Source organism: Pedobacter sp. KBS0701 (assembly GCF_005938645.2).
Classification (GTDB): Bacteria; Bacteroidota; Bacteroidia; order Sphingobacteriales; family Sphingobacteriaceae; genus Pedobacter.
Genome location: NZ_CP042171.1, coordinates 4,385,101 through 4,407,286 on the forward strand (window position 1 = coordinate 4,385,101; position 22,186 = coordinate 4,407,286).

15 protein-coding genes are annotated in these 22,186 nt (G+C 37.4%); 9 read left to right on the forward strand and 6 right to left on the reverse strand.

Going from position 1 to position 22,186, the window contains the following annotated elements:
- Nucleotides 1-90 precede the first annotated feature (90 nt).
- Entirely contained in the window at nt 91-6,444 is a 6,354-nt protein-coding gene (locus FFJ24_RS17715) for an alpha-2-macroglobulin (protein WP_138818447.1), read from the reverse strand.
- A 162-nt stretch (nt 6,445-6,606) separates the two neighbouring features.
- On the opposite strand from FFJ24_RS17715, the gene ribH reads away from it, so the two are divergent.
- Nucleotides 6,607-7,098, forward strand: a complete 492-nt coding sequence (gene ribH, locus FFJ24_RS17720; protein WP_138818448.1) for a 6,7-dimethyl-8-ribityllumazine synthase — start codon at nt 6,607-6,609, stop codon at nt 7,096-7,098.
- Between the two features lie 261 nt (nt 7,099-7,359).
- The gene (ytxJ, locus tag FFJ24_RS17725; RefSeq protein ID WP_138818449.1) at nt 7,360-7,692 is read left to right on the forward strand and encodes a bacillithiol system redox-active protein YtxJ; all 333 of its coding nucleotides are present in this window, start codon (nt 7,360-7,362) and stop codon (nt 7,690-7,692) included.
- A 666-nt stretch (nt 7,693-8,358) separates the two neighbouring features.
- Here ytxJ and FFJ24_RS17730 read toward each other — a convergent pair.
- On the reverse strand, nt 8,359-9,876 hold the full coding sequence (locus tag FFJ24_RS17730; RefSeq protein ID WP_138818450.1) for a malate:quinone oxidoreductase: 1,518 nt from the start codon (nt 9,874-9,876) through the stop codon (nt 8,359-8,361).
- A gap of 385 nt (nt 9,877-10,261) precedes the next feature.
- Here FFJ24_RS17730 and FFJ24_RS17735 point away from each other — a divergent pair, with 385 nt between their 5' ends.
- Complete coding sequence (locus FFJ24_RS17735; RefSeq protein WP_138818451.1) at nt 10,262-11,563, forward strand: short-chain dehydrogenase; 1,302 nt, start codon at nt 10,262-10,264, stop codon at nt 11,561-11,563.
- A gap of 81 nt (nt 11,564-11,644) precedes the next feature.
- Here FFJ24_RS17735 and msrA read toward each other — a convergent pair whose 3' ends face one another.
- The gene (gene msrA, locus FFJ24_RS17740) at nt 11,645-12,244 is read right to left on the reverse strand and encodes a peptide-methionine (S)-S-oxide reductase MsrA (protein WP_138818452.1); all 600 of its coding nucleotides are present in this window, start codon (nt 12,242-12,244) and stop codon (nt 11,645-11,647) included.
- A 274-nt stretch (nt 12,245-12,518) separates the two neighbouring features.
- On the opposite strand from msrA, the gene FFJ24_RS17745 reads away from it, so the two are divergent.
- From FFJ24_RS17745 to FFJ24_RS17770, 6 genes are all read left to right on the forward strand, one after another.
- The gene (locus tag FFJ24_RS17745; protein ID WP_138818453.1) at nt 12,519-13,481 is read left to right on the forward strand and encodes an isopenicillin N synthase family oxygenase; all 963 of its coding nucleotides are present in this window, start codon (nt 12,519-12,521) and stop codon (nt 13,479-13,481) included.
- A 107-nt stretch (nt 13,482-13,588) separates the two neighbouring features.
- Nucleotides 13,589-14,434, forward strand: coding sequence for a hypothetical protein (locus FFJ24_RS17750; RefSeq protein ID WP_138818454.1), 846 nt, complete (start codon nt 13,589-13,591; stop codon nt 14,432-14,434).
- A gap of 140 nt (nt 14,435-14,574) precedes the next feature.
- Nucleotides 14,575-15,162 carry a Crp/Fnr family transcriptional regulator gene (locus tag FFJ24_RS17755; RefSeq protein ID WP_138818455.1) on the forward strand — a complete coding sequence of 196 codons (588 nt, stop codon included), beginning with the start codon at nt 14,575-14,577 and terminating at the stop codon, nt 15,160-15,162.
- Nucleotides 15,163-15,232: 70 nt separating this feature from the next.
- The gene (locus FFJ24_RS17760; protein ID WP_138818456.1) at nt 15,233-16,729 is read left to right on the forward strand and encodes a hypothetical protein; all 1,497 of its coding nucleotides are present in this window, start codon (nt 15,233-15,235) and stop codon (nt 16,727-16,729) included.
- A 1-nt stretch (nt 16,730) separates the two neighbouring features.
- Nucleotides 16,731-17,192 carry a hypothetical protein gene (locus FFJ24_RS17765; RefSeq protein WP_138818457.1) on the forward strand — a complete coding sequence of 154 codons (462 nt, stop codon included), beginning with the start codon at nt 16,731-16,733 and terminating at the stop codon, nt 17,190-17,192.
- 69 nt (nt 17,193-17,261) lie between these two features.
- Nucleotides 17,262-17,867: a tetratricopeptide repeat protein gene (locus tag FFJ24_RS17770; protein WP_138818458.1), complete on the forward strand. Its 606-nt coding sequence runs from the start codon at nt 17,262-17,264 to the stop codon at nt 17,865-17,867.
- Between the two features lie 64 nt (nt 17,868-17,931).
- Here FFJ24_RS17770 and FFJ24_RS17775 read toward each other — a convergent pair whose 3' ends face one another.
- The 3 genes from FFJ24_RS17775 to FFJ24_RS17785 form a co-directional block, all read right to left on the reverse strand.
- Nucleotides 17,932-18,453 (reverse strand): hypothetical protein, encoded by a 522-nt coding sequence (locus tag FFJ24_RS17775; RefSeq protein WP_138818459.1) that lies wholly within the window; start codon nt 18,451-18,453, stop codon nt 17,932-17,934.
- Between the two features lie 75 nt (nt 18,454-18,528).
- Complete coding sequence (locus tag FFJ24_RS17780; protein WP_138818460.1) at nt 18,529-20,346, reverse strand: serine hydrolase; 1,818 nt, start codon at nt 20,344-20,346, stop codon at nt 18,529-18,531.
- Nucleotides 20,333-21,967 (reverse strand): amidohydrolase, encoded by a 1,635-nt coding sequence (locus FFJ24_RS17785; protein ID WP_138818461.1) that lies wholly within the window; start codon nt 21,965-21,967, stop codon nt 20,333-20,335. The genes FFJ24_RS17780 and FFJ24_RS17785 overlap by 14 nt, the downstream gene beginning before the upstream one ends.
- Nucleotides 21,968-22,186 lie beyond the last annotated feature (219 nt).

Sequence of the window (22,186 nt, forward strand, 5' to 3'; positions counted from 1 at the left end):
AAAACATTGATCACTTAAGTCACCTGCATCTAAGTAATATGTAGGTTTAAACCTCACCGGTTTTAAAAACCTGCGAGGTTTGTACCCCATTTATTTTACACTTACTCTTATCCCTGCAGAATGTGTGGTAAACTCTGGCGCATACATACTTTGCAAACTGGTAATCCCATTCGAAAAATTACCGGCATGTGTAACCCTTAACGGATATTCGAATACATAAGTTCCTTTTGGCATGTAACTGATAAAGAAATTGGTTGAAGCGTCTTTTGTACTTTCATAATAACCCAAACCATCCTGGTATTTATATTGGGAGATCACATTTACGGGCTCGAAACCTGATGAACGCATATCTTTTAAATGGATATATTCCATATCCCTATCGCAGTTAATTTCTATACGCACCTTCAATAAATCGCCTGGTGCCAAAACATTGCTGGTAGTAAGCGGCGTTAACATATCGCCCTTATTGCTGGCTTTCTGAATAAATAATTGCTTTTTGATTTTAACCCCGGTATTGGCCGATGCGATTTTATCCAATTGCTCAAAATATTGCCAGTATAATGCACCCCAGGCTATGGTTTGATTATTGTTTTTAACCTCTACCCTGCCCATTTCAGGTTTAACATTTGCACCCGCAATGCTTACTTTCTGATAACCGGTTCCAGCCTCTTTTATAGCATTGGGTTGCTGCAGTTCCGTTAATTTCTGACCACCAAAGGTGATTTCTGGTTCATTATTTTCGGCTAGTAAATCAGTACCTTTCATTAATAAGGCATAACAGGCAGCTGCAGTAGCTTTTGTAGTTTGCCAATCGTTGGTTTGTTTATTTTTGAGCAACCAGATTTTCATTTCCTCTACCGCTTTGGTATCATTGGCCACTTCATCAAAAGCCTCAATCAACAAAGCCTGCGTTTCAACCGGACTTTGGTACCACCACCAGCCCGCTCTATTCGTAGCCCAGTACATACCCAGTTCGTCGTTTTGTTGTGCGGTTTGACTTAACAGGGTAATGATTTTTTTCGCTTCTACACTATTGCCGTTTCTGTTTAAAACCAAAGCTGCCTGTGCCAACTGGTAAGCATCAAAGGTTTTCCAGTCGGCCACTAATTTTTTGAGGTAAAAATCTTTAGCTTTTACAAAGGCTGCTGAAGTATTTTTTTGATTGGTGTAACTTCTGGCAAACAGGTAGTGTAAAGGCAAGTAACCAAAGCGTTTTTCCTTGACTTCTTTCTTATAATCCTTAACGAATTCCGCATCTAAATAAATAATAGCCCTATTTAGCATTGCATTAAAATTTGGATAAGATTTTTCGTCGATCAGTTTCAGTTTTTTTAACTGACCCATTCCCAAAACGATGTGCTGGGTAATGTAGCGATCTTCGCGCATGCCACTAAACCATGGGAAAGCACCGTTATTAAACTGCATTTTTTCTAATTTCTCAAAATTTGCTTTTAACTCATAGGTCATTCTGTTTAAGTCGAAAAGTGTAGCCAAACGTTTTTTACGTTCGCTTTCATTAGCTGCATTGCGCATCCAGGGAGTTTCTTCTAATAAAATCGATTTCAATTCCTGGTTTTTCTCCAGGTTCGATAACAATGCTTCGCCGTTATTGGTGTTTTTCCATTGTTCAAAAACCGTTTTAATTTTTGGCGATGAATTAATAATTCCAGTTGCGAAACTATTAGCATAAAAGCGGCTAAATGTTTGCTCGGCACACTCATACGGATATTCCATCAAGTAAGGTAAGGCCTGCACCGCATACCAAACCGGATTGGAGGTAAACTCGAAAGTTAAACTTTGGTTGCGTAAAGTTTTTGAGGCTCCTGATTTCTTCAGTTTCTCAAAATCGAAAGTTTTGGTGGTGTTGCCGCGTACATTTATCTGCATACTTTCGGTAACCAACATGGCATTTGCTAAAACCGGAATGGTATTTTCTTCACCATCGCTAAATTTGCCACTTTGGGCCAAAACTTTATAGGTAATGGCACTAATGCCTGACGGGATAATCAATGTCCATTTTAAAACAGTATTGCCCTCATCATCCACTTCAAAAGTTTTTTCCGATTTTTCATTTGCACCAAAAACCTGGACCGGTTTTCCTGTTAAAGCATCGGTGAGCGCTAAACTGGCATTACCTGTCAGTTTTTTACCGGCCAGGTTATTCAGTTTGGCGCTTAATAAAATGGTATCACCCTCACGAAAAAAACGTGGTGCATTAATGGCAATGGCCAATTGTTTTTGCGTAATCAACTCCTTTGTGATAGATGCCGTTCTTAAATCTTTGGTATGTGCAAAACCCATCATTTTATAACGTGTTAAACTTTGCGGGATGGTAAACTCGATCTTGATTTCGCCTCTAGCATCAGTTAACAACTGCGGATAAAAAAATGCAAGTTCGTTAAAGTTGGTGCGTGGGGTTACGTTGGCTTTTTTAAGAGGTTCAATTTCCTCCCGTAGTGTTGTTGACTTATCTTCAGCTGCCATTGGAAAGATAATCGCATCGGCAGATCTACTGCCATAAATTGCATTGGCCGCAACTGGAGCACTTTGTAAAGTGGCAACACCCCTAATCTGAACAACCGAACCAGTCATATTTTGCTTTTTTTGTGTAGCATATCCAGTAAACACCACTTCATTTAAAGCATTCCCATCTTCTTTCAGCGTTATATCAATCCGTTTTTTACTACCTATTTTTATAGAATAGCGTTTAAAGCCGATAAAAGAAAAATTAAGCGTCTCCCCTGCTTTGGCATTAATGGTGTAAATACCAAAAATATTGGTGGTAGTAACCATTTTACCTACGCTAACCTGTACGCCCGGCAGTATTTCGCCCTGATTATCAAACACCACCCCATAAATTAATTTACCATTTTCCAACTCCGCGAGTTTTTTTAACGCTTCCGGAGATAAACCTTTTCGTTTAGCCCTTTGTAAATTGCTGATGTAGTTCCTGTAACCAGAGTTGTATCCGCCATAATAGTTATACCCAAACAGATTAAGGTTTTCGTAGCCCCGGGTAATTACGCTATAATTTCTATCCTGTCTTAAAAACCATAGATAACCTGGGTTAGCAACATTGCTTACATTGAAATTCCAGTTATAAAAACCATAATTAAAACTGGTTTGCAGATTGGTATTCCAGTTCATCTTCCTCAGGTCGTCCAAACTTGCATCGTAAAGTGTAGCCACCATTTCGGCCATTTGTTTTTCTCCCTTGTTATTACTGATCTGCAGTTTCCAGCTTTCCTTTTCACCAGGTTGCAACTTATCGCGAAAGGTTAAAAAGCGGATGTCCAGTTCTTTTTGTGGGTCTGCAATTTGAACCTGTTGCATGGAGTTGTAAACAGTGCCTTGATGCACCATGGTAAATTGCACAGCAAAACCATCTTCGTAATTGGCTTTTGGTTGTATTTTAACAATGGTCTGTTTTGGCGATAAATTGATCCACACTTTTTCTGCTATGCTATCGCGATAATAAATTTCGTAATAAGCCTTGCTGTTTTCTGCCAAACCTGCCAAACGAAATACAGCGCTTTCGTTTGGTTTGATCACAGTAACTTCTGGTGCAATCCATTCGAGGTTTGATTGTATTACCGCAGGTGCTGCATGATAAATCACCACGTATTTATCTACTGTAACCGTATCATTTGCTCCATTTACTGCCATTAAGCTGATTTTATAATAACCTGGTTTCAGATCTTTCTGACTAAAGCTTAAATTTCCACGACCGTTTTTGGCGCTAAGGTTTTGCTTAAATTCTACTGATTTTACCGGCCATTTGGCTACTTCAAGTTCATTGTTATAGTCATCATCAGGAAAGTTTTTAATAAAATCTTCCTTGCTCATGGCATAATTTTCGGCATAAAAAGGGCTTTTGTTCATCAGCCTTGATGGCGCCTGCAGTAAACTCCATTCAGCTTTAACATCAGCCTTAATGGCTTCATTGTTTAAATTGGTAACCGAAAAGGAGATACTATCTGTTTTATTACTCAAATACTCAACTTGCGCTGCACTGATATTAAGTGTAATATCCTTCTTTCCAACATTTAGGCTGGTCGTTTTAGAACGGGTTTCGCCATTTAAATCAGTAATATCCGCCACAATTTCATAGCTATAATTTGCCCTGGTATCCGTAACGTTTGCAAAAAAAGTAATCTCGAATTTACCACCTGCTTTGGTGCTTGTTTTCCCGATGGCTACCTGCTTTCTTTCAGCGTACATCCTTGAGCCATAAATAACACTCCGCTGCTCATAGCTGAGCCTGTAATCATCCATCACGCTCCGGAAAACTTTATAATTTACCTTCGCGTTGCTCACCGAATAGCCAGAAAAAGAACTGGCTTTACCCTCTACTTTAATGCTATCATTCAGTTTATAGTGTTTGTTGGGTTTATCAAAAACCACTTCGAAAGTAGGCCGCTTATATTCTTCAACCTGTACAGCAATGTGGCCATATTCGGTTTCAATTTCCATCTGACCGTTCAATATGCCTATCGGGATGGTAAACGAACCTTGAAATGTGCCGTAATTGTTACTCATCAATTTCGTTTTGGTAATCTCTTTTCCATTGGCATCATTAAAAGAAATATCAACGGCCTTATTTACGGCAATTTTATTCTTCCCATTCAGAATATTCAAACACAATCCTTTATAATAAATGGTTTGTCCCGGGCGGTAGATAGGTCTGTCGGTAAATAGAATTACACGTTCCTCTTCTTCATCTTCATCATCCCGGTAGCCATTATAATTATTAATGTTGATCTGTAATTCATCCTTACCAAGCCTTAATAATGCGGCAATCATGCCAGATTGGGTTTCGGCAGTACTGGCATAACCATTCCCATCTGTAGTTAATAATTCACCATCAATATATTTACGGGTATTGTAATCATATCTCCGTTGCCTGATCGTAACATTTTTTAAAGGTTCACCATTATTCGACTGACGAACAAAATATTCATGTTTATCAATATTGCGCCTGTTAATAACCGCCATTGCCGTAACCTTAAAGTTGATGTTAATATAAACAGTATCGTTCTGTTTGCCATTAATGGTCCGGGCAATTAGAGTATAACTACCAAAAGGCAATGCCTCAATTTTATCAACTAAACTGTGGGTTTGATAATCGTTGGTTTTAGGCACAGCCACTGCCCACTGCTTAACTATTTTATTCTTCCTTAAAAAAGCTAAAAAATCGGCCTTATTGTTAAACTGTTCATAGTCATTTTTAAATTCGGGCGAATGGTACAACTTCAGCTGTACGGTATCTGTATTTTTGTAGGATAGATATAATTGGCTGGGCTGATCAGGCTGTACAAATTCTTTTACTTTAACCGATAAACTGCTGCTTTTAATCTCTTCAATTAAATTCCTGCCATTATCTGCTCCGATGCTTTTTGGAAAGGCATTTATCGCTTTTTCGGCGAAAGCAATTGCCGTAATCAGGTTTTGCTTATTGGTATCAACAGGTAATTGTGCATTTTTATGTATAACGGCCTGCTCATATAAAATATCAGCAAAAACTTCGCTTTGGGTGCTTTGCTCAGCCAAGTGACTTAAAGCGTTATAGTACAATTCCTGTTTGTCGCCGGTAAAATGCTGTTGTACAAATTTTAACCGTTTTAAATCCACATCTGCTAGTGCTGAAGAATTACTGCTGTTTTGATGAAATCTGATCAGATTTTTAAATAGCTGCAACGCCTGTGCTTTAAATGAAGAACTATCGGCCGGTATGGTAATGTTTAAAAATGTTTGCCTGTTACCAAACCAATCAGCATTGCTCATGTCAATCAATTCATCATCATATTGCGTAAGATTGAGTTGTGTATTACTAAAAACATCAATGGCACGGTGGGCCAGCAGGTCGTATAAAGTAGGTCTAAAGCTTCTGTATTTTTTATCACCCGCTAAAACTGCATCTAAAGTATCTACTTTCGTCTGTTGTAAAATCTGGCTTTCTTTTAACGATAACAGGTAATATTTAACCGTTTCATCATTCAGCTTTTTAATGCTCCAGGTTTTAAGGTCATCGCCAATATCACCCTGCACCTGCGTACGCTGGTTAATCTGCCAACGGTTCTGTTGCAGGTAGTTCCAATAGGTTTCAGCTAAAAGTGATTGTAAAATGCTTTTTTCAGGCTGTTTGGTGATATTGATATCTTTGCGCAAATTGATCAAAATCTTATCAAAGGCATTTTCTTCCAGGTAACTTTGAAACATCATCCGGTAAATAACCGATTTAACCAACAAAGGTGTATTATGTGTTTGGCGCGCCTGCTCATTAATTTTTTCAATCAAAGCAAGTGCATTTTTTGGTTTGGCCTGGCTGGCAATAGAATCTACCCTGTAAAAATCGTTGAGTGTATATTTCTGTTGTGCAGAAATACGTAAGGACAGCAAAATGAGGAGAAAAAATAGGGCGGGGAGGCGTAATGATATATTCATAGGTAGCGTGCGTTTTTAGTATAGATGGAATGAACGCCTAAATTCCATAAGCGGTAGATATTTATCTGATTCTTATACGAATCTAAGTATTAATGAACTAAATGTTACAAGCAGCAAACATTAAGGTTTTTAACATTCACGGCATAACATTATCTTTGCCCCATGTCAACACAATTAAAAAATCTTTCTGATTTCTCTCACACCACTGTTCCCAGTGGTGCAAACTATAAATTCGGAATTATTGTAGCCGAGTGGAATGCTGAAATTACCGGTGCTTTATACGATGGTGCATTAAAAACCTTATTAGCAAATGGCGTTGCCGAAGAAAATATTGTTTCTTTACCTGTACCAGGAAGTTTTGAATTAACCGGTGGTGCAGAAATTTTATTGAGCAAAAGAAGCGATATAGATGCCGTAATCTGTTTAGGTTGCGTAATCCAGGGTGATACCAAACATTTCGATTTTATTTGCGATGCAGTGGCGCAGGGCGTAACCAATGTTGGCATTAAATACAGTAAACCGGTTATTTTTGGGGTGTTAACCACTAATAATTTAGAGCAGGCCCAAGACCGTGCAGGTGGCAAGCATGGCAATAAAGGCGATGAAGCTGCAATTACCGCCATTAAAATGGTCGATTTTTCTGCACAGATTTAAACTTGCGTTTTAATAATTATTTGTAACTTAGAGGTTTAAATTTATCAGATCGATGAAAAAAGTAGCCATCTTATTATTGGCGGTGTTCTGCACCATTACCATTTTAGAATCTTGTTCTTCTAAACTTTGTCCTGCCTATGGATCATATCCAGAAGGTAGACGCAGAAGAAATTAAGCTTCGTATCTACAATCTTCATATTCAGGTCATCTGCAGAACTTTATTCAACTGCAATTGTTGTCCTGTAAATAATTTATCATATCATGACTTGGGTTAACTTAACTTCAATAGAACAGCTTGATGAAATCAAAAACGCAAGCGGTTTTAGCCTTATTTTTAAGCACAGCACACGATGCTCCATTAGTTTAATGGCTAAAAAGAATTTCGAATTTGATTGGGATGTAATTCCGGCAGATACAAAACTTTACTTTTTAGATCTGATCAGTTACCGCGACATTTCGAACAAAATTGCCGAGATATTTCAGGTAGCTCATCAATCGCCGCAGATTTTATTAATTAAAAACGGCGATTGCGTATTGGAAGCCTCACATAGCGATATTTCTGCTGATGAAGTTGCTGAAGTAATCGCAGCTTAACGATAAAAAGATTTAAGACAAAGGGTATTCAAGCATTGGATACCCTTTTTTGTGGTTGGTGTTTTTTTAGAAAAGCAATGTCCGGTGTGTTATCGGTTGCGGTAGTCCTGCTGTATACTATACCTTTTTGGCTACCCTTCGACTTCGCTCAGGGTGACAGCTAAAAAGCTGCCGTTCCCATCAGGTTTATTACCGTAAGGCCTGTGTAAGGAAAACATCAAAGGTTCCTATGGAACGAAAAACGCCTATTAGTTTATATTACCGATGAGGCTGTATCATAAATTGTATTCAATCGAATTTGTCACGTTGAGCTTAGCCTGTGCTGAGCTTAACGAAGCCCTGTAAAACATTTAAAATAGGTCCTTCGACAAGCTCAGGATGACAATTCTATATTTATTAGACTGTCTCATTAAGTTGAGGTTTTTACCACAAATGTACACGGATAACACAGATTTTATATCTGTGCGCATCCTTTTTATCTGTGGTTAAATTATTTCATTCTGCCAATGGCTTAACTTAGTGACATTGCTCAATTGGGCTATCCAATGCCGATGCATAATAATTCTATGCGCCGTCCCAGAGGGACGTACACTGGGCAGACAATAGGGTAACAAAAAAAGGTCCCGATTTACATCACGACCTTCTAAAATTTATAATTGTTATCGCTTAAACTACCACAGCATTTTCAATTTTTAACACTTTTGAGGTTTTATCTCTGGTTGCTTTGCACAATTCAGGATCCTGAGCAAGTGATTTTCCATAAGTAGGAATCATCTCTTTGATTTTTGCCTGCCATTCATCAGTAGCCAAATCATCAGCAAAACAACGGTTTAACAAGTCGAGCATAATAGAAACTGCTGTTGAAGCTCCGGGAGATGCACCAAGCAAAGCTGCAATAGAACCATCAGCAGCACTTACCACCTCGGTACCAAACTCTAAAATACCGCCTTGTTTTTCGTCTTTTTTAATTACCTGAACGCGCTGTCCGGCATATTCCAGTTCCCAATCTTTAAGTTGTGCAGTTGGTAAATATTCTTTCAATGCTTCCAACCTGTCTTCTGGCGATTGCCTCACCTGCTCAATTAAATATTTCGTTAAATCGAGGTTGTGCAATCCGGCAGAAATCATCGGACGGATATTATTGAATTTAATCGATTTTGGTAAATCCAGAAACGATCCATTTTTAAGGAATTTAGTAGAAAAACCAGCATAAGGACCAAACAACAAAGCCTGTTTCCCATTAATCATCCTGGTATCTAAATGCGGTACCGACATTGGTGGCGCACCAACCGCAGCTTTTCCGTAAACTTTTGCATGGTGTTTTTTAATGATTTCCTCATTGGTGCATTTCAGCCATTGCCCACTTACCGGGAAACCACCAAAACCTTTTCCTTCAGGAATATCTGATTTTTCTAACAATGGCAAAGAACCACCACCTGCGCCAATAAATACAAATTTAGCTACACGTTTACGTTTATCTCCGCTTTCCAAATCTTTAACCTTTACAATCCAGTTGCCATCTTTATTCTTTTTCAGGTCGCGGATTTCGTGGTTAAAATACATGCTCACATTGCTTTGCTCCTTTAAGTTGTTGAACATGTCTCGGGTTAAGGTACCGAAGTTAACATCGGTTCCAAGATCCATTTTGGTTGCGGCAACTTTTTCGTTTTTCTTGCGGCCATCCATAATCAATGGTGCCCAGTTTTTTACCTGTTCAGCATCCTCGGTATATTGCATGTCGCTAAACAGATCGCATTGAGTTAATGCGTCATAACGTTTTTTAAGGTATTCTACATTCTTTTTACCCCAAACAAAACTCATGTGAGGAATATTGCGGATAAAATTGCAGGGATCAGAAACCAATCCTTTATTGACCAGGTAAGACCAAAATTGCTTAGACACTTCAAAATGTTCAGCAATCTGAACCGCCTTTTTAATTTCAACCGTACCATCTTTTTTTTCAGGTGTATAGTTTAATTCGCAAAAAGCAGAGTGTCCCGTTCCGGCATTATTCCAGGCGTCAGAACTTTCTGCCGCCGCAATATCTAAACGTTCGTAAATTTCTATGCTTAAATTGGGCTCTAATTGTTTTAACAAAACACCCAGGGTTGCACTCATGATGCCAGCCCCTATTAAAATTACATCAGCGTCAGTTTTACCAACTGTCTTTTTCTTTTTTGTCATCTTAGCTTAAAGGAGTTACAAATTTAGAATGATTTTAAACATACCACGAATTTTAAAACATTAAATCTGAAAAAATTGCCAAAAAATTAGAAATACTTTCTATTTTTTTGACTACTTCTAATCAAATTTTAATCCAAAACTCAGTTAGAATACGAACAAGCAAAAAAAGATATTAGCCCCCTATTAAAAGCGGATTATTAATTTGCTAATTGCACTCCTCATTTCCCTAAAGTATTTGCCATTTTATTCATAAATGACCAAAATAAATTAAATTTCGAAAACAAGCCCAGCCATTTAACTGATGAAATGAAGAAGAAGCAACAATTCTTGTTTTTTTCTCTCCTAAAATATTAGTTTTATAAATCTATTTGCTTAAAACATACTCATGAAGAATTTAGTTTTATTTTGTACGATTTTATTTTTAGCTGCCTGTTCTGGCGAAAAAACTGATCAGCTTTTACTCGAACTTGATAAAAAGAAACTGGCCGAAAACATCAATTACGATAAAATCACATTTTATAAATTTGCTAAAATAGCTGTCCGTTCAACTGCTGTTCAGGATACTACCCAGCCCGAGTACCAAAAATTCAGCAAACAGGCACAAAGTGTTGTCAGAACCTTAAATAAGGTGAACGGACGCGGAAATGAAAATATTTCTGTGATTGACGCCTTAAGGGTGTATAAAGAATATCGATCGGTTAAACAATTTGTAAAAGAAACTGATGAAGATGTTTTTCCACTGCTCACCGCTGGTTTTATCGCGATGAAAACGGGTGCAAAAGCACCACAACCATTTTTCAAGGATGCAAACAAGGCCTATTATCAAAATATAGAACATGCCATTTTAAGCATGGCTGTACTGGCCACCAGAGATCTTGGGCAACCTTTTGCGTTATATGAATGTGCTAAAACTCAACCTGAACTGCTGGATGATTGCGAAATTAAAACACTTTTAGAATTTGTGCGCGGTTTTTTATTTTTTAGCAACAACCTGTTTTATCTATCTGAAGATGGCCTTTCGAGAAACATAAAATGGCTGGATAAAAACGAGAAAATCCCACTCCCCTACACCAAATCATTTTTTGGCTGGGGCCGTTTAAACGATGAGCAAACCCATGTTGCATTTCATAGCATGAACTATCTTTTTAGAGGCTTCGACCGGATGAGAATGGAGCGAAAAATTGACGAGGAAAGATCACTTCAAGATTTTGAGGCTTTTTTAAACGACATGAATAAACTGGGCATTCAAAATGAACTGGTTTGGGGAATAACCGCTTACCTGAACTTAAAAAAAGAAAGACCGGAACAGTCGCTTCCAGCGTTAGAAAAGTTAAGTAAAAGCCCATTATTTTCTAATAGTGAACGCGAAACACTACAACAAACTATGGTATATGTAAAAGGCCGCAAATCAGATCAGGCTTTAACAAATGTGTATGATAAAGCATTTATTGGTAAAATTGCTACCAAATACATGGTGGCGATACTCTCGAAAATAGACTGGGAAAAACTGATGAAACAGCAGGGTGTTCCATATACCGAAGAAGTATTTGCCGGCATAGGCAAGTTTAAAGCACTTTCCAATTCGGTGAGTGAATACACCCAACCCTCAACAATTGAAAAGGGCAAGAAAGAAATTGGCAAAAAAGGCAGCGAATTGCTCGAAAAAGCTAAAGGTTTATGGAATTAATTGCGACCGTTTTGATAAGTTAAGATGATTCGTCATTCCCAATCAGGTTGGGAATGACGAACACACTAGAAAGCTCATCTATTAATTTTTAAGCTTTGCTTTAAATATCTTTTCCAGCTTATCAATTTTTGGCTGGATGACTAACCTGCAATAAGGTTCGCTTCCATTTTTATTGAAATAGTTCTGGTGATAATTTTCAGCCACATAAAAGGGTTTGGCAGCTTCAATAGCGGTGACCACTTTTTTGCCATAAGCGTTAGTCTTGTTTAATTCTGCTTTATATTTTTCAGCCAGCAATTTTTGTTCAGGCGTGTGGTAAAAAACCACAGACCGGTATTGCGTGCCACTATCAGCTCCCTGACGGTTTAATGTAGTCGGATCGTGACTTTTCCAAAACACCTCCAGTAAATCATCATAAGAAATCACCATTGGGTTATAGGTAATTTCTAAAACCTCTGCATGTCCGGTGGCACCGGTACATACTTCTTCGTAAGTTGGATTGGCCAAAGTACCACCTTCATAACCTGATTTAACCGAAACTACCCCTTTTAAACGTTGAAATATGGCTTCTGTACACCAAAAACAACCCATCCCGAAAGTTGCTTTCTCTGTCTTTTTCCCTTGCGCATTGGCCTGGTTCAGCGCCAATACAGCCAGTAAGATTAAAATTATTTTTCTCATGTATGTGTGTGTTTTTATTTGTTAGTCGAAAATAATCCACAGACCTTACAGTTAAATTGAATTATTCACATCTAATTATACGCAAAAAAAGAGGCTGTAGTTTGCATTAAATCAATAATGGGTTTTGTATGACAATAAGAAAATTTGTTGATTTCGTTGCTTATGTTAATAACTTAAAATACTGACTAACAAATTATTAAACAGCTATCTCAATAGCCAAACGCACTTATTAACAATTCTTTTTTAAATTCGTATAACATTAAAATTTAAAATTATGTCTACACCGTATATTCCTTGCTTAGATTTAGGTTCCTACGTCAACGGTTCTGAAGAAGAGCGCAAAAAGTTTTCTGATGAACTGGGCAGGGCCTTTAACGATTCGGGGTTTGTCACCATCACTAACCATGGTTTAAGCCAGGAATTAATTGATAAGCTTTATGAAAATATTAAAGCTGCTTTTTCTTTACCAGTTGAGACCAAAAGAAAATATGAAAAGCCAGAATTAGCTGGTCAACGCGGTTATACCAGTGCGGGTAAAGAAACAGCAAAAGGTGCTAAAACCCCGGATTTGAAAGAGTTCTGGCAAATTGGTCAGGAAGTTACTGACGGAGATCCGGTTAAAAACGAATATCCTGACAACGAAATTTTAGAGGAACTGCCTGAATTTAACAAAGTAACGGGCGACATTTATAAAAAACTGGAAGAGAACGGAACGCATTTATTACGTGCCATTGCGACTTATTTAGAATTGCCGATCAATTATTTTGATAAACATGTTCACAACGGAAATTCTATTTTAAGGGGTATCCACTATTTCCCGATCGAAAATCCGGAAACCATTCCTGATGACGCAGTACGTGCTGGTGCGCACGAAGATATTAACCTGATTACCTTATTAATTGGTGCCAGTGCCGATGGACTGGAAGTATTAACCCGCAGCAATGAGTGGTTGCCAATTAAAGCACACCACACAGATATCGTAGTAAATGTTGGAGATATGCTACAGCGTTTAACCAACAATAAATTAAAATCGACAACACACAGAGTGGTTAACCCGCCGCGTGAGTTGATGAAAACTTCTCGTTTCTCTGTTCCATTCTTTCTACACCCGCGCAGTGATATGGATTTAACCAGTTTACCATCAACCATTGATGCGGAACATCCTAAAGCTTATAGCGATATGACTGCCGGAGAGTATTTAGATGAAAGATTAAGAGAAATTGGATTGAAGAAATAAAAAAAGATCGTCATTGCGAGGCACGATTCTTCATCGAGACGTGGCAATCTTATTCGAAAAAATATAAGCACTGGATAAAACCGGTGCTTTTTTGTTATTTTCAAAACATGCATTCAACAACTTTAGAAGTTTTCGCCGAGCTTGATGGGATTGGTTCTGCCTCAGGCTTGTTCCTTCATGAAGATTTACTGTATATCATTGGCGATAATAGTGGCTATTTGAATGAATATAACATCAAAACCAGGAAGCTACGGAAAATTAAGATCTTATTTGACAGATCACTTAATCAGTTAGAAAATATACCTAAATCCTTAAAACCCGATTTCGAAATCCTTTGTCATAAAGACAATAAGCTTTACATTTTAGGTTCAGGCTCAACACCCAAAAGAAATCTGATGATCGAATTCGATCTGAAAACACAAAATTTTGTTCAAAAAGACCTGACCAGTACCTACGCCAGAATTAAAGCTGTTACTAAAGTAGATGATCAGAACTTTAACCTCGAAGGAGCAATTTTTACGGGAACTGAGTGGTTGCTTTTTAACCGTGGTAACGGAACCGATACAAAGAATGGCATATTCAAAACCCATGGAGCAGATTTAGCTAAAATTCAACAAGCTCATTTTAACTATTTTAAGCTTCCAAATATTAACCACGTTGAATCGTCCTTTACCGATGCTGCATTGGTAAAAAATGAAATATTTTTCATTGCCACAGCAGAGGATACCAAATCTACTTATGCGGACGGAGAAATTTTGGGCAGTTTTATTGGCTGCATTAACCTGCAAAGCCTCAAACTAACTTTTAGCAATAAAATCTCAGGCAAGCATAAGTTCGAAGGCATTACTTTATTTAGTCAAACCGAGCATAATACAACTTTTTTATTGTGTGAAGATCGCGATACCGAAGAACTTAAAACGGTTATTTATAAATTGGCAATCAATTTTAGATAGAAGAGTTGTGAACTTTCTAGCAAGCAGGTCAGTAAAGTTGACAACTCTAAATTCTTTATTTGCAAACCGATGTTAACCTATTAATCCTATATTCGAATTGATCCCTATTGAATGATGGCGTCCCACCAATATATTAATTTATGCTAAAAGAGATTTATCCAGAAAGTTACCAAGGTTTATTTGCCGTTTTTAATGCCATTCATCCACTTAGTGAGGAATTAAAATCAGCTATTATTAGCAATAGTCATATTGCTCAAGTCAAAAGAAAAACCACGTTATTAAGCGCTGGTGAAAATAGTAATACCATATATTTCATTGTAGCAGGTGGAGCCAGGGTATATTATCTTGATAAAGATGGCAAACAAACCAATACCTGGTTTTTATTCGAAAATGAACTATTAATTTCTGTTTATGGCTTCTTCACGGGACAGCCCAGCTTCGAATACATTGAAACCTTAGAAGACACAACCTTAATAGTAGTAAAAAGAGAAAAACTCGATGAAATTTATCTCCAGTTTATGGAATTTAACTTTATTGGCCGGAAACTTACGGAGTATTATTATATCCGTAATGAAATACAGGCCAACGAACTGCGGATGTTAAGCGCCAAAGAGCGTTATGAAACGTTGTTGAAACGAAGCCCTCAGCTTTTTCAACGCGTTTCTTTAGGTCATATTGCTTCGTATTTAGGTATCTCGCAGGAAACATTGAGTAGAATTAGAAAGTAATTTGTTTTTTGACTTTTATCAAAAGTGAAATGATTTAATGGTTGTAGCTTTGTGTAAACTTAAGCCAATTATGAAATTAGAATTTAAATTACTCACTCTAGACAATTCAAAATACATACTCGTAGTGTTGTTACTTTGCTTTATATCTTACTCATGTAAAAAAGACAGCAATAGCCAGTCAAAATCAATTAACATTGATTTAATAGCGACCAAAGCTTGGGTAAAATCGAATTTTAAAACAACTGATAATAACCCATTTACAACTATGTTACCTAATTGGGATGATATTTATACAACAAATCAAGGCAATCAGACCATTATTGAAATAGGATTAAATAATCCTAATAGAATTTTTATTGGAGATAGCCCTAATGATGCTAATGAGCCGAAATTGGGTTTATCAAAAAGTAACATCAGATTAGTTTTATTCAAAAACATAAACAAGAATACAATCGTTACCGGTTGTTATATGGCTATTGTGAATAATGCACAACAAAAAAGAACAGAAATCCTGCATTATAAAAATGTAGGCAATTTAAGCGGTAAAGTCTATTATTTTAATACTGACGGTAGTTTTAGCAATGGTTCGCTTTATGCCGAAGGCCAAATTGCAAAGAGTACGGGCAACCTAAATTTATTAAATCAATCTTTAATAAATATAAAGCTACAACTCTCTGATGCAAAAAAATTAAACGGAAGCCTAAAGGATAAAACAGTTGCAGTAAAATCTCCATGCGCAGACGGAATAGAAATACCAATATGGGGCCAATCTTGTGTGGGGGCAGAGGGATATGAAGTGTGCTCACCCTATATATCTGGTTTTGCCCATTTACCTGGAAGTTGCGATGGTGATTATGGAGACAATGAAGGATATGCAGGCACACATGGCGGAGGCAGTAGTGGTAATACTGGAGGTACTGCAAGTGAATACAATCCTCAGAATTATAAAATTTTATCAGATCCGGCAGTTGATCTACAAAAACTTTTTAATTGCTTCAATACAGTTTCTGATAATGGGGCAACCTATTCAGTAACATTAAGCACAGATCTACCTGTAAATGATGATCCACTAAAATTAGTCAGTTATCAATCTATGCCTCCTAGTCCAGGTCATGCATTTATAACAATGACTAAAACAAATGGGAATAATTCAGTAAGTCAATCTTTTGGATTTTATCCTTCCCCTGACATTTTAAGTCTGACCACAGGGCCAGTTGGAAGTAAACTTAACGATAATGGTAACCACGATTATGACGCGAGCATGACTATGTCAAATATAACTCAAGAAGAATTTCAATTGGTTCAAACAAAAGCCTTGGCACAAAAAAATTCTAGCTATGATATAAACAATTATAATTGTACTAATTATGCATTAGATGTATTTAACATTATTAGAGATGCCAACCACCAAATTGAAATTAACGATTGGGTAGGGTCATCTGGTTTCAATTATGGAAAAACACCAAACGGACTATATAACAAGCTATTAACGATGAAAGAAAACGGTTATACAAACATATCTAAAGGAGAAAAAAAGTCTCCCGCAAAGAAAGGAGGATGTAATTAATATGAAAATCATTCAACACCCAAGAGTTCTTACTCTTTTCATTGTTCTATCTTTTCTAACAATTTTTTTTAGTGGGGAAAAAAATTCAATGTTCATGTTCATGTATATAACATTTCTTCCATTGTTGGTCATTGATGGTTCGGGAAATATATTTTCTTTAACCTTAAGCAAAGAAATCATTTACATCATTGATATAATATATGTTGCGGGAATTTTTTTTTCAATATTTTTTTTATTATTATCTTATTTCAGAAAAATACAAAACAACAATATACTTCACTTAATATGTATTGCGGTTCTTTCCATACCTGTTTGGCAAGCGCTTTCCAATCCAATTGAAAGCACATTTTCTATCGCTACGATTATAATGTTTTTACTTATATCTATAACGAGTGCAGCTTTAACAATTTGGCAAATTTTATTTAAAGCTAGTGAAGAGAAGGAAAAGGATGGCGCTATATAATTAGCAAATAGTTTTTAACCTAAACCAACTTCAAACTAAATTATTATTTTCAGAAAAATTAAAACACCTATGATCAAACACCTATTAGCACTCTTATTTCCACTAACGGTTGCACAAACCTGTTTTTCTCAAAGCAAAAGCATTAAAGATTTATATTGGGATTACGCTCAAATTAGAATGACCGACTCAGAAAGACAAAAAGTTATTCAAATAGCGGAAGAGCTCATTAAAAGATCGCCTGAGCTCACCAAAACCCAACTGGGCAATACTAGCTATCATTTAGGAAGGCTTTATGAAGAAACCGGAGAAATAGAAAAGGCAATCCCAAAGTATCAGGAAGCCATTAAAATTACACCAGCTTATTATGTTCCTTACAGGGCCTTAGGGTTTATTTTCGTTAAAAAATGTAATGCCATTGGCGCAAAGATGAACGAAGCGGGAAAAGCGAAAGATTTAAAAGCGCATGGCGAACTTTATGCCCAATATAAAGTCATCGCACTTAAAGCACTACCTTATTTAGAAAAATCACAGGCTTGTGATCCTGATGATGAAACCAGAACAGTCATTACTAATTTATACCGGAGCTTAAAGGATAATGCAGCTATTGCTTCGCTTGATGAAAGGCTAAAGAAAAACGCTGCTGATTGCGTGAGTATACTTGATGACGAATATTAAATATCCCAATGGAGAGTTGTCAACTTTCTAGCCAGGTGGCTATTAAAGTTGACAACTCTAAATTTTAATTCTTCAACAAACTCCTTACACTAACCTTTGGCGTTTCTCCAGCAGGCACAATAAAAATTGCATCGTTTTCGATTACCTGTCCTTCATCAAAGTAATATCCGGCTGTAACCGGAAGAATCGCCGTGATTGATTTTCCATCTTTGTCTTTTGTAGGATAGGTGACATTAATTAAATGGCTTTTCATGCTCACCTGAACCTTTTTTGAGGTTAACCTCGCGCCTGTGGCATTGATACAATCTAACTCTATAATTTTTGAATTGGAAATCCCAGTAAGATCCAATGAATTGGCCAAACGGATGTTAAAAGATTTGCCAGTATTGTTTTTGATCGAAACTAAAACTTTATAGCGGTCAAAATCCTGGTCTTTTATGGTCAACTTTTCTTTATTGGTAACAGAATAGGTTACGGCAATTCCGTTTACATCTACGGTTTCTCCATCTTTAATCTGCTGTGCATTTGCGATTGAAATCACTGCCAAAAAAGGCAGTAAAAAAGTTAATGTTTTAATTAATTTCATAGTATTAAGCTGTTTTTAGGTTTGTATTCTGAAATTACGAATAAAAATAAACTTGATCAATGATTACAGCTGATTCTATTTCTTTGATTCGTCAATTGCTTTGTTTACCACATCTTGTATCCTACCCCTGATTTTCAGGTTAGAAAGTTTATCGGTAACGGTAGGGTTAACACGGTTCGACAGAAACACATAAACCAAACCACGTGATGGATCTACCCAAACACATGTTCCGGTATAACCGGTATGTCCATAAGTTTGTGGTGAAGCTAAATTAGAGGGATAATGTTTGGTGCTGTCCGGATCCCAGCGATCGAAACCCAAACCCCTGCGACTTACATTCGATTGCTTAGACGTAAACATATCAACCGTCGAATTTTTGAAATACTCCACCCCGCCATAGGTGCCACGGTTCAATAGCATCTGGTAAATAATGGCCAGATCGTTGGCACTGGCAAATAAACCTGCATGGCCAGATACACCACCAGCCAAAGCTGCCCCCTGATCGTGAACATAGCCAACTAAAAGCGTTTTCCTGAAATAGGTATCCATTTCCGTTGGAATAATCTGCTCTGGTTTAAAACGGTTGCGCGGTAAGAAACCTGCAGTTTGCATGCCCAATGGTTTATAAAAATTTTCGTAAGTATATTGATTTAGCGGTTCTTCGCTGATGTGCTCTACAATATCTTTCATTACATACATACTGATATCGCTGTACACATATTTGCCACGTGTTTTAATGGGCGAATTAAGCATCTTAGGCCACATAAAATCTTTAAAAAAGCCTTTTTTGATATAATAGTTATCAGCCACCTTTGTTGGGAAAGCTGCAGATGAATCTCTGCTGTAATCACCTGTTTTAACATAATCATGAAAAGGAATGTATGGGATAAAACCAGCCTGGTGCAACATTACTTCCCGCACCTGGATATTGTTCATGGGTGTGGTACGCGCTTTCGGGATATAAGCGCCAATATTAGTGTCTAGCTTTAGTTTTCCTTCTTCAAACAAACGCATTACAGCAGGTGTGGTTGCCGTTACTTTGGTTACTGAAGCAAGATCAAAAATATCGGTTACTTTATCAGGCACAGTGGTATCGTAAGTATGGGTACCATAAGCTTTATTAAAGATTACTTTACCATCTTTCGCTACTAAAACCACCAGTCCTGGTGTAGCTTTCTGCGCTATCGCTTCGGCAGCAATGGCATCGATTTCTTTTAAGTTGTTCGAATTTAAGCCTGCATCTTCGGGTACAGTGTACTTTAAGCGCGTAGCTGTTGTAGTAAAACCAGAACCCGAAGTATAACGAGATGAATAAGCAGTAATTAACTTATTTGAAGCCGCAATGCCTCCAAAAATATATTGTGGCACAATGGCGGCAGCATCAATATTGTTCTGACCAGTCCATACAATTGGCGATTTTAACAGATCGAATGATTTTAAACCAGGTCCGTTACCAAAAAAAGAAATAATTACCTCTTTATTTTTACTGATACTGTTAATAAAGTTAATGTATCTGGCTTTACTTACATTTTGATCATCAATAGAAATTAAGATGGTGTTGAAATATTTAAGGTCATCTTCTAAATCGTTCAAATTCAAACTATCTTTATAAGAATCGGCAGAAAATGAGGTGATTTTATCATATTTATTGGCCAAACTATCGAAAACGGCACTGTAAGCAAAACTAAGGCTGACCGAAGCAATATTCTTCTTCTCTAATGATTTTAAAGGAATAATTCCATCCTGGTTGTTTAACAACACCGTTGCGTTAGAAATCGCATTGGCAACAGCCAGTTTTTTCTCATTTGCTGTATGATCCTGTGCACAAGCCATTAAGCATAAAACATTGCAGCAAAATGCTACAGCCAGGATACACAATCTATTTCGCTTCATATACTTTCTCTCCGTTCAAATAGGTTTTTAAGACTTTGGTTTTTAATATGTTCTGTAGTGTTGATTTTAAAATATCGTGATCGAGGATAACAAAATCAGCTAATTTACCTTTCTCCAAACTTCCTTTTTCTTCTTCCTCGAAATTGGCTTTGGCGGCCCATATCGTCATCCCGCGTAAGGCTTCTTCGGGTGTTAAGGCATTTTCAATCTGAAAGCCCCCTTTTGGAAAACCTTTTGCATCTGCTCTCACTGTTGCTGCATAAAACGTTAATAATGGATTAATGTTTTCTACCGGGAAATCGGTACCCAAAGGAATCCAACCATTTTGTTTTAACAATTGTTTGTAGGCGTAAGCACTTTTTAACCTTTCGGCACCTAAACGCTGCCCGGCCCAGTACATATCGGAAGTAGCATGTGTAGGTTGAACGGAGGGGATAATACTGGCTTTGCCGAACAGGTCAAAATCTTTAGTGTTAACTACCTGTGCATGTTCGATACGCCAGCGCTGATCGTTTTTACCTTTTAAAATTTTATTGTAAATATTCAGGATTACGCGGTTGGCCGAATCGCCAATGGCATGGGTACACATCTGAAAGTGGTTAGCAGCAATTTTTCTGGCTACTTCTTCAAAATGTTTCTGATCACTTAATAGAAAACCTGTTTTATTCGGCATGTCGCTGTATGGATGCAGCAGGCAAGCACCACGCGAACCTAAAGCACCATCGGCATAAACCTTAAAAGCCCGAACATTTAACCGATCGGTTTTAATTGGCCCGCGGTTAAAAAGATATTTATAATTATCAGGCTCATCCGAAAGCATTACATAGAGCCTCATTTTAAGTTTGTTTGATTGCTGCAGTTTTTCGATAAATTCTACAGCCAGGTAACTCAAGCCGCAATCATCAATGGTGGTTAAACCAGCAGCGAAACAGTTTTTCTCTGCATCGATAAATATCTTTTCAGCCAGTTTAGCATCTGGTGATGGGATTTTACGTTCTACCAGGCCTACAGCATTATCGATTAACACACCAGTGAGCTTTCCATTTTCGGTAAGCATATCGCCACCTGACAATTTCTGTTCACTTTTAATTCCGGCATTATCCAACGCTTTTTGATTAGCAATGGCTGCATGCCCATCAATCCGGTTTAAAAATACCGGGCGATCCGGAAAAAGAGCTGTTAACTTTTCATTTGTTGGGAAAGCTTTATTATCCCAATCGTTTTGGTCCCAGCCATTACCGATCAGCCAGCCATCGGGATGTGTTTTAGCAAAAGCAGTTAAACGGCTGAGCACTTCATCCCAGGATTTGGTTTCTCTTAAATCAGCTGTTTGCAAACTTTGTCCATAGCCATAAAAATGTGCATGTGCATCTATAAAACCTGGGTATACAGCTTTTCTATTGGCATTAACCTCTTCATTGGCAGTATATTTACCTTTTATCTCATCACTTTTACCCAGCGCGATGATTTTTCCATTTTTTACTGCGAAAGCTTCGACTGTATCAAACTTACTGTTAACGGTATATACTTTGGCGTTGTAAACAATTACATCAACTGCTTCTTTTTTGGTGCAGGAAGTGAACAATAAAGCCAGAAAAAGGCTGTATAGGATGGATTTCATACCGATAAAGATAGAAAATTGAAAGCATTTGGATTTGTAAATTCGGTTTTACAGAAAGGATTTGTGCTCTTGGTTTTAGCATTGTCGCTAAGACTAGCGTCAATTAGTTTTTTTGCCACAGATGCACACAGATAAACACCGATTTTTATCATACGCCGTAGTCTGTGTCCCTACAGGCACTTTCCTTTCTCTTAGCGTTGCCGCCAATATGGCTAGCAG

Excerpts from the sequence above, each read along its gene's own strand:
- FFJ24_RS17765 (WP_138818457.1), top strand. The coding sequence starts at position 16,731 with ATGAAAATCATTCAACACCCAAGAGTTCTTACTCTTTTCATTGTTCTA.
- FFJ24_RS17745 (WP_138818453.1), top strand. The coding sequence starts at position 12,519 with ATGTCTACACCGTATATTCCTTGCTTAGATTTAGGTTCCTACGTCAAC.
- ribH (WP_138818448.1), top strand. The coding sequence starts at position 6,607 with ATGTCAACACAATTAAAAAATCTTTCTGATTTCTCTCACACCACTGTT.
- FFJ24_RS17775 (WP_138818459.1), bottom strand. The coding sequence starts at position 18,453 with ATGAAATTAATTAAAACATTAACTTTTTTACTGCCTTTTTTGGCAGTG.
- ytxJ (WP_138818449.1), top strand. The coding sequence starts at position 7,360 with ATGACTTGGGTTAACTTAACTTCAATAGAACAGCTTGATGAAATCAAA.
- FFJ24_RS17715 (WP_138818447.1), bottom strand. The coding sequence starts at position 6,444 with ATGAATATATCATTACGCCTCCCCGCCCTATTTTTTCTCCTCATTTTG.
- FFJ24_RS17760 (WP_138818456.1), top strand. The coding sequence starts at position 15,233 with ATGAAATTAGAATTTAAATTACTCACTCTAGACAATTCAAAATACATA.
- msrA (WP_138818452.1), bottom strand. The coding sequence starts at position 12,244 with ATGAGAAAAATAATTTTAATCTTACTGGCTGTATTGGCGCTGAACCAG.
- FFJ24_RS17750 (WP_138818454.1), top strand. The coding sequence starts at position 13,589 with ATGCATTCAACAACTTTAGAAGTTTTCGCCGAGCTTGATGGGATTGGT.
- FFJ24_RS17785 (WP_138818461.1), bottom strand. The coding sequence starts at position 21,967 with ATGAAATCCATCCTATACAGCCTTTTTCTGGCTTTATTGTTCACTTCC.
- FFJ24_RS17755 (WP_138818455.1), top strand. The coding sequence starts at position 14,575 with ATGCTAAAAGAGATTTATCCAGAAAGTTACCAAGGTTTATTTGCCGTT.
- FFJ24_RS17730 (WP_138818450.1), bottom strand. The coding sequence starts at position 9,876 with ATGACAAAAAAGAAAAAGACAGTTGGTAAAACTGACGCTGATGTAATT.
- FFJ24_RS17735 (WP_138818451.1), top strand. The coding sequence starts at position 10,262 with ATGAAGAATTTAGTTTTATTTTGTACGATTTTATTTTTAGCTGCCTGT.
- FFJ24_RS17770 (WP_138818458.1), top strand. The coding sequence starts at position 17,262 with ATGATCAAACACCTATTAGCACTCTTATTTCCACTAACGGTTGCACAA.
- FFJ24_RS17780 (WP_138818460.1), bottom strand. The coding sequence starts at position 20,346 with ATGAAGCGAAATAGATTGTGTATCCTGGCTGTAGCATTTTGCTGCAAT.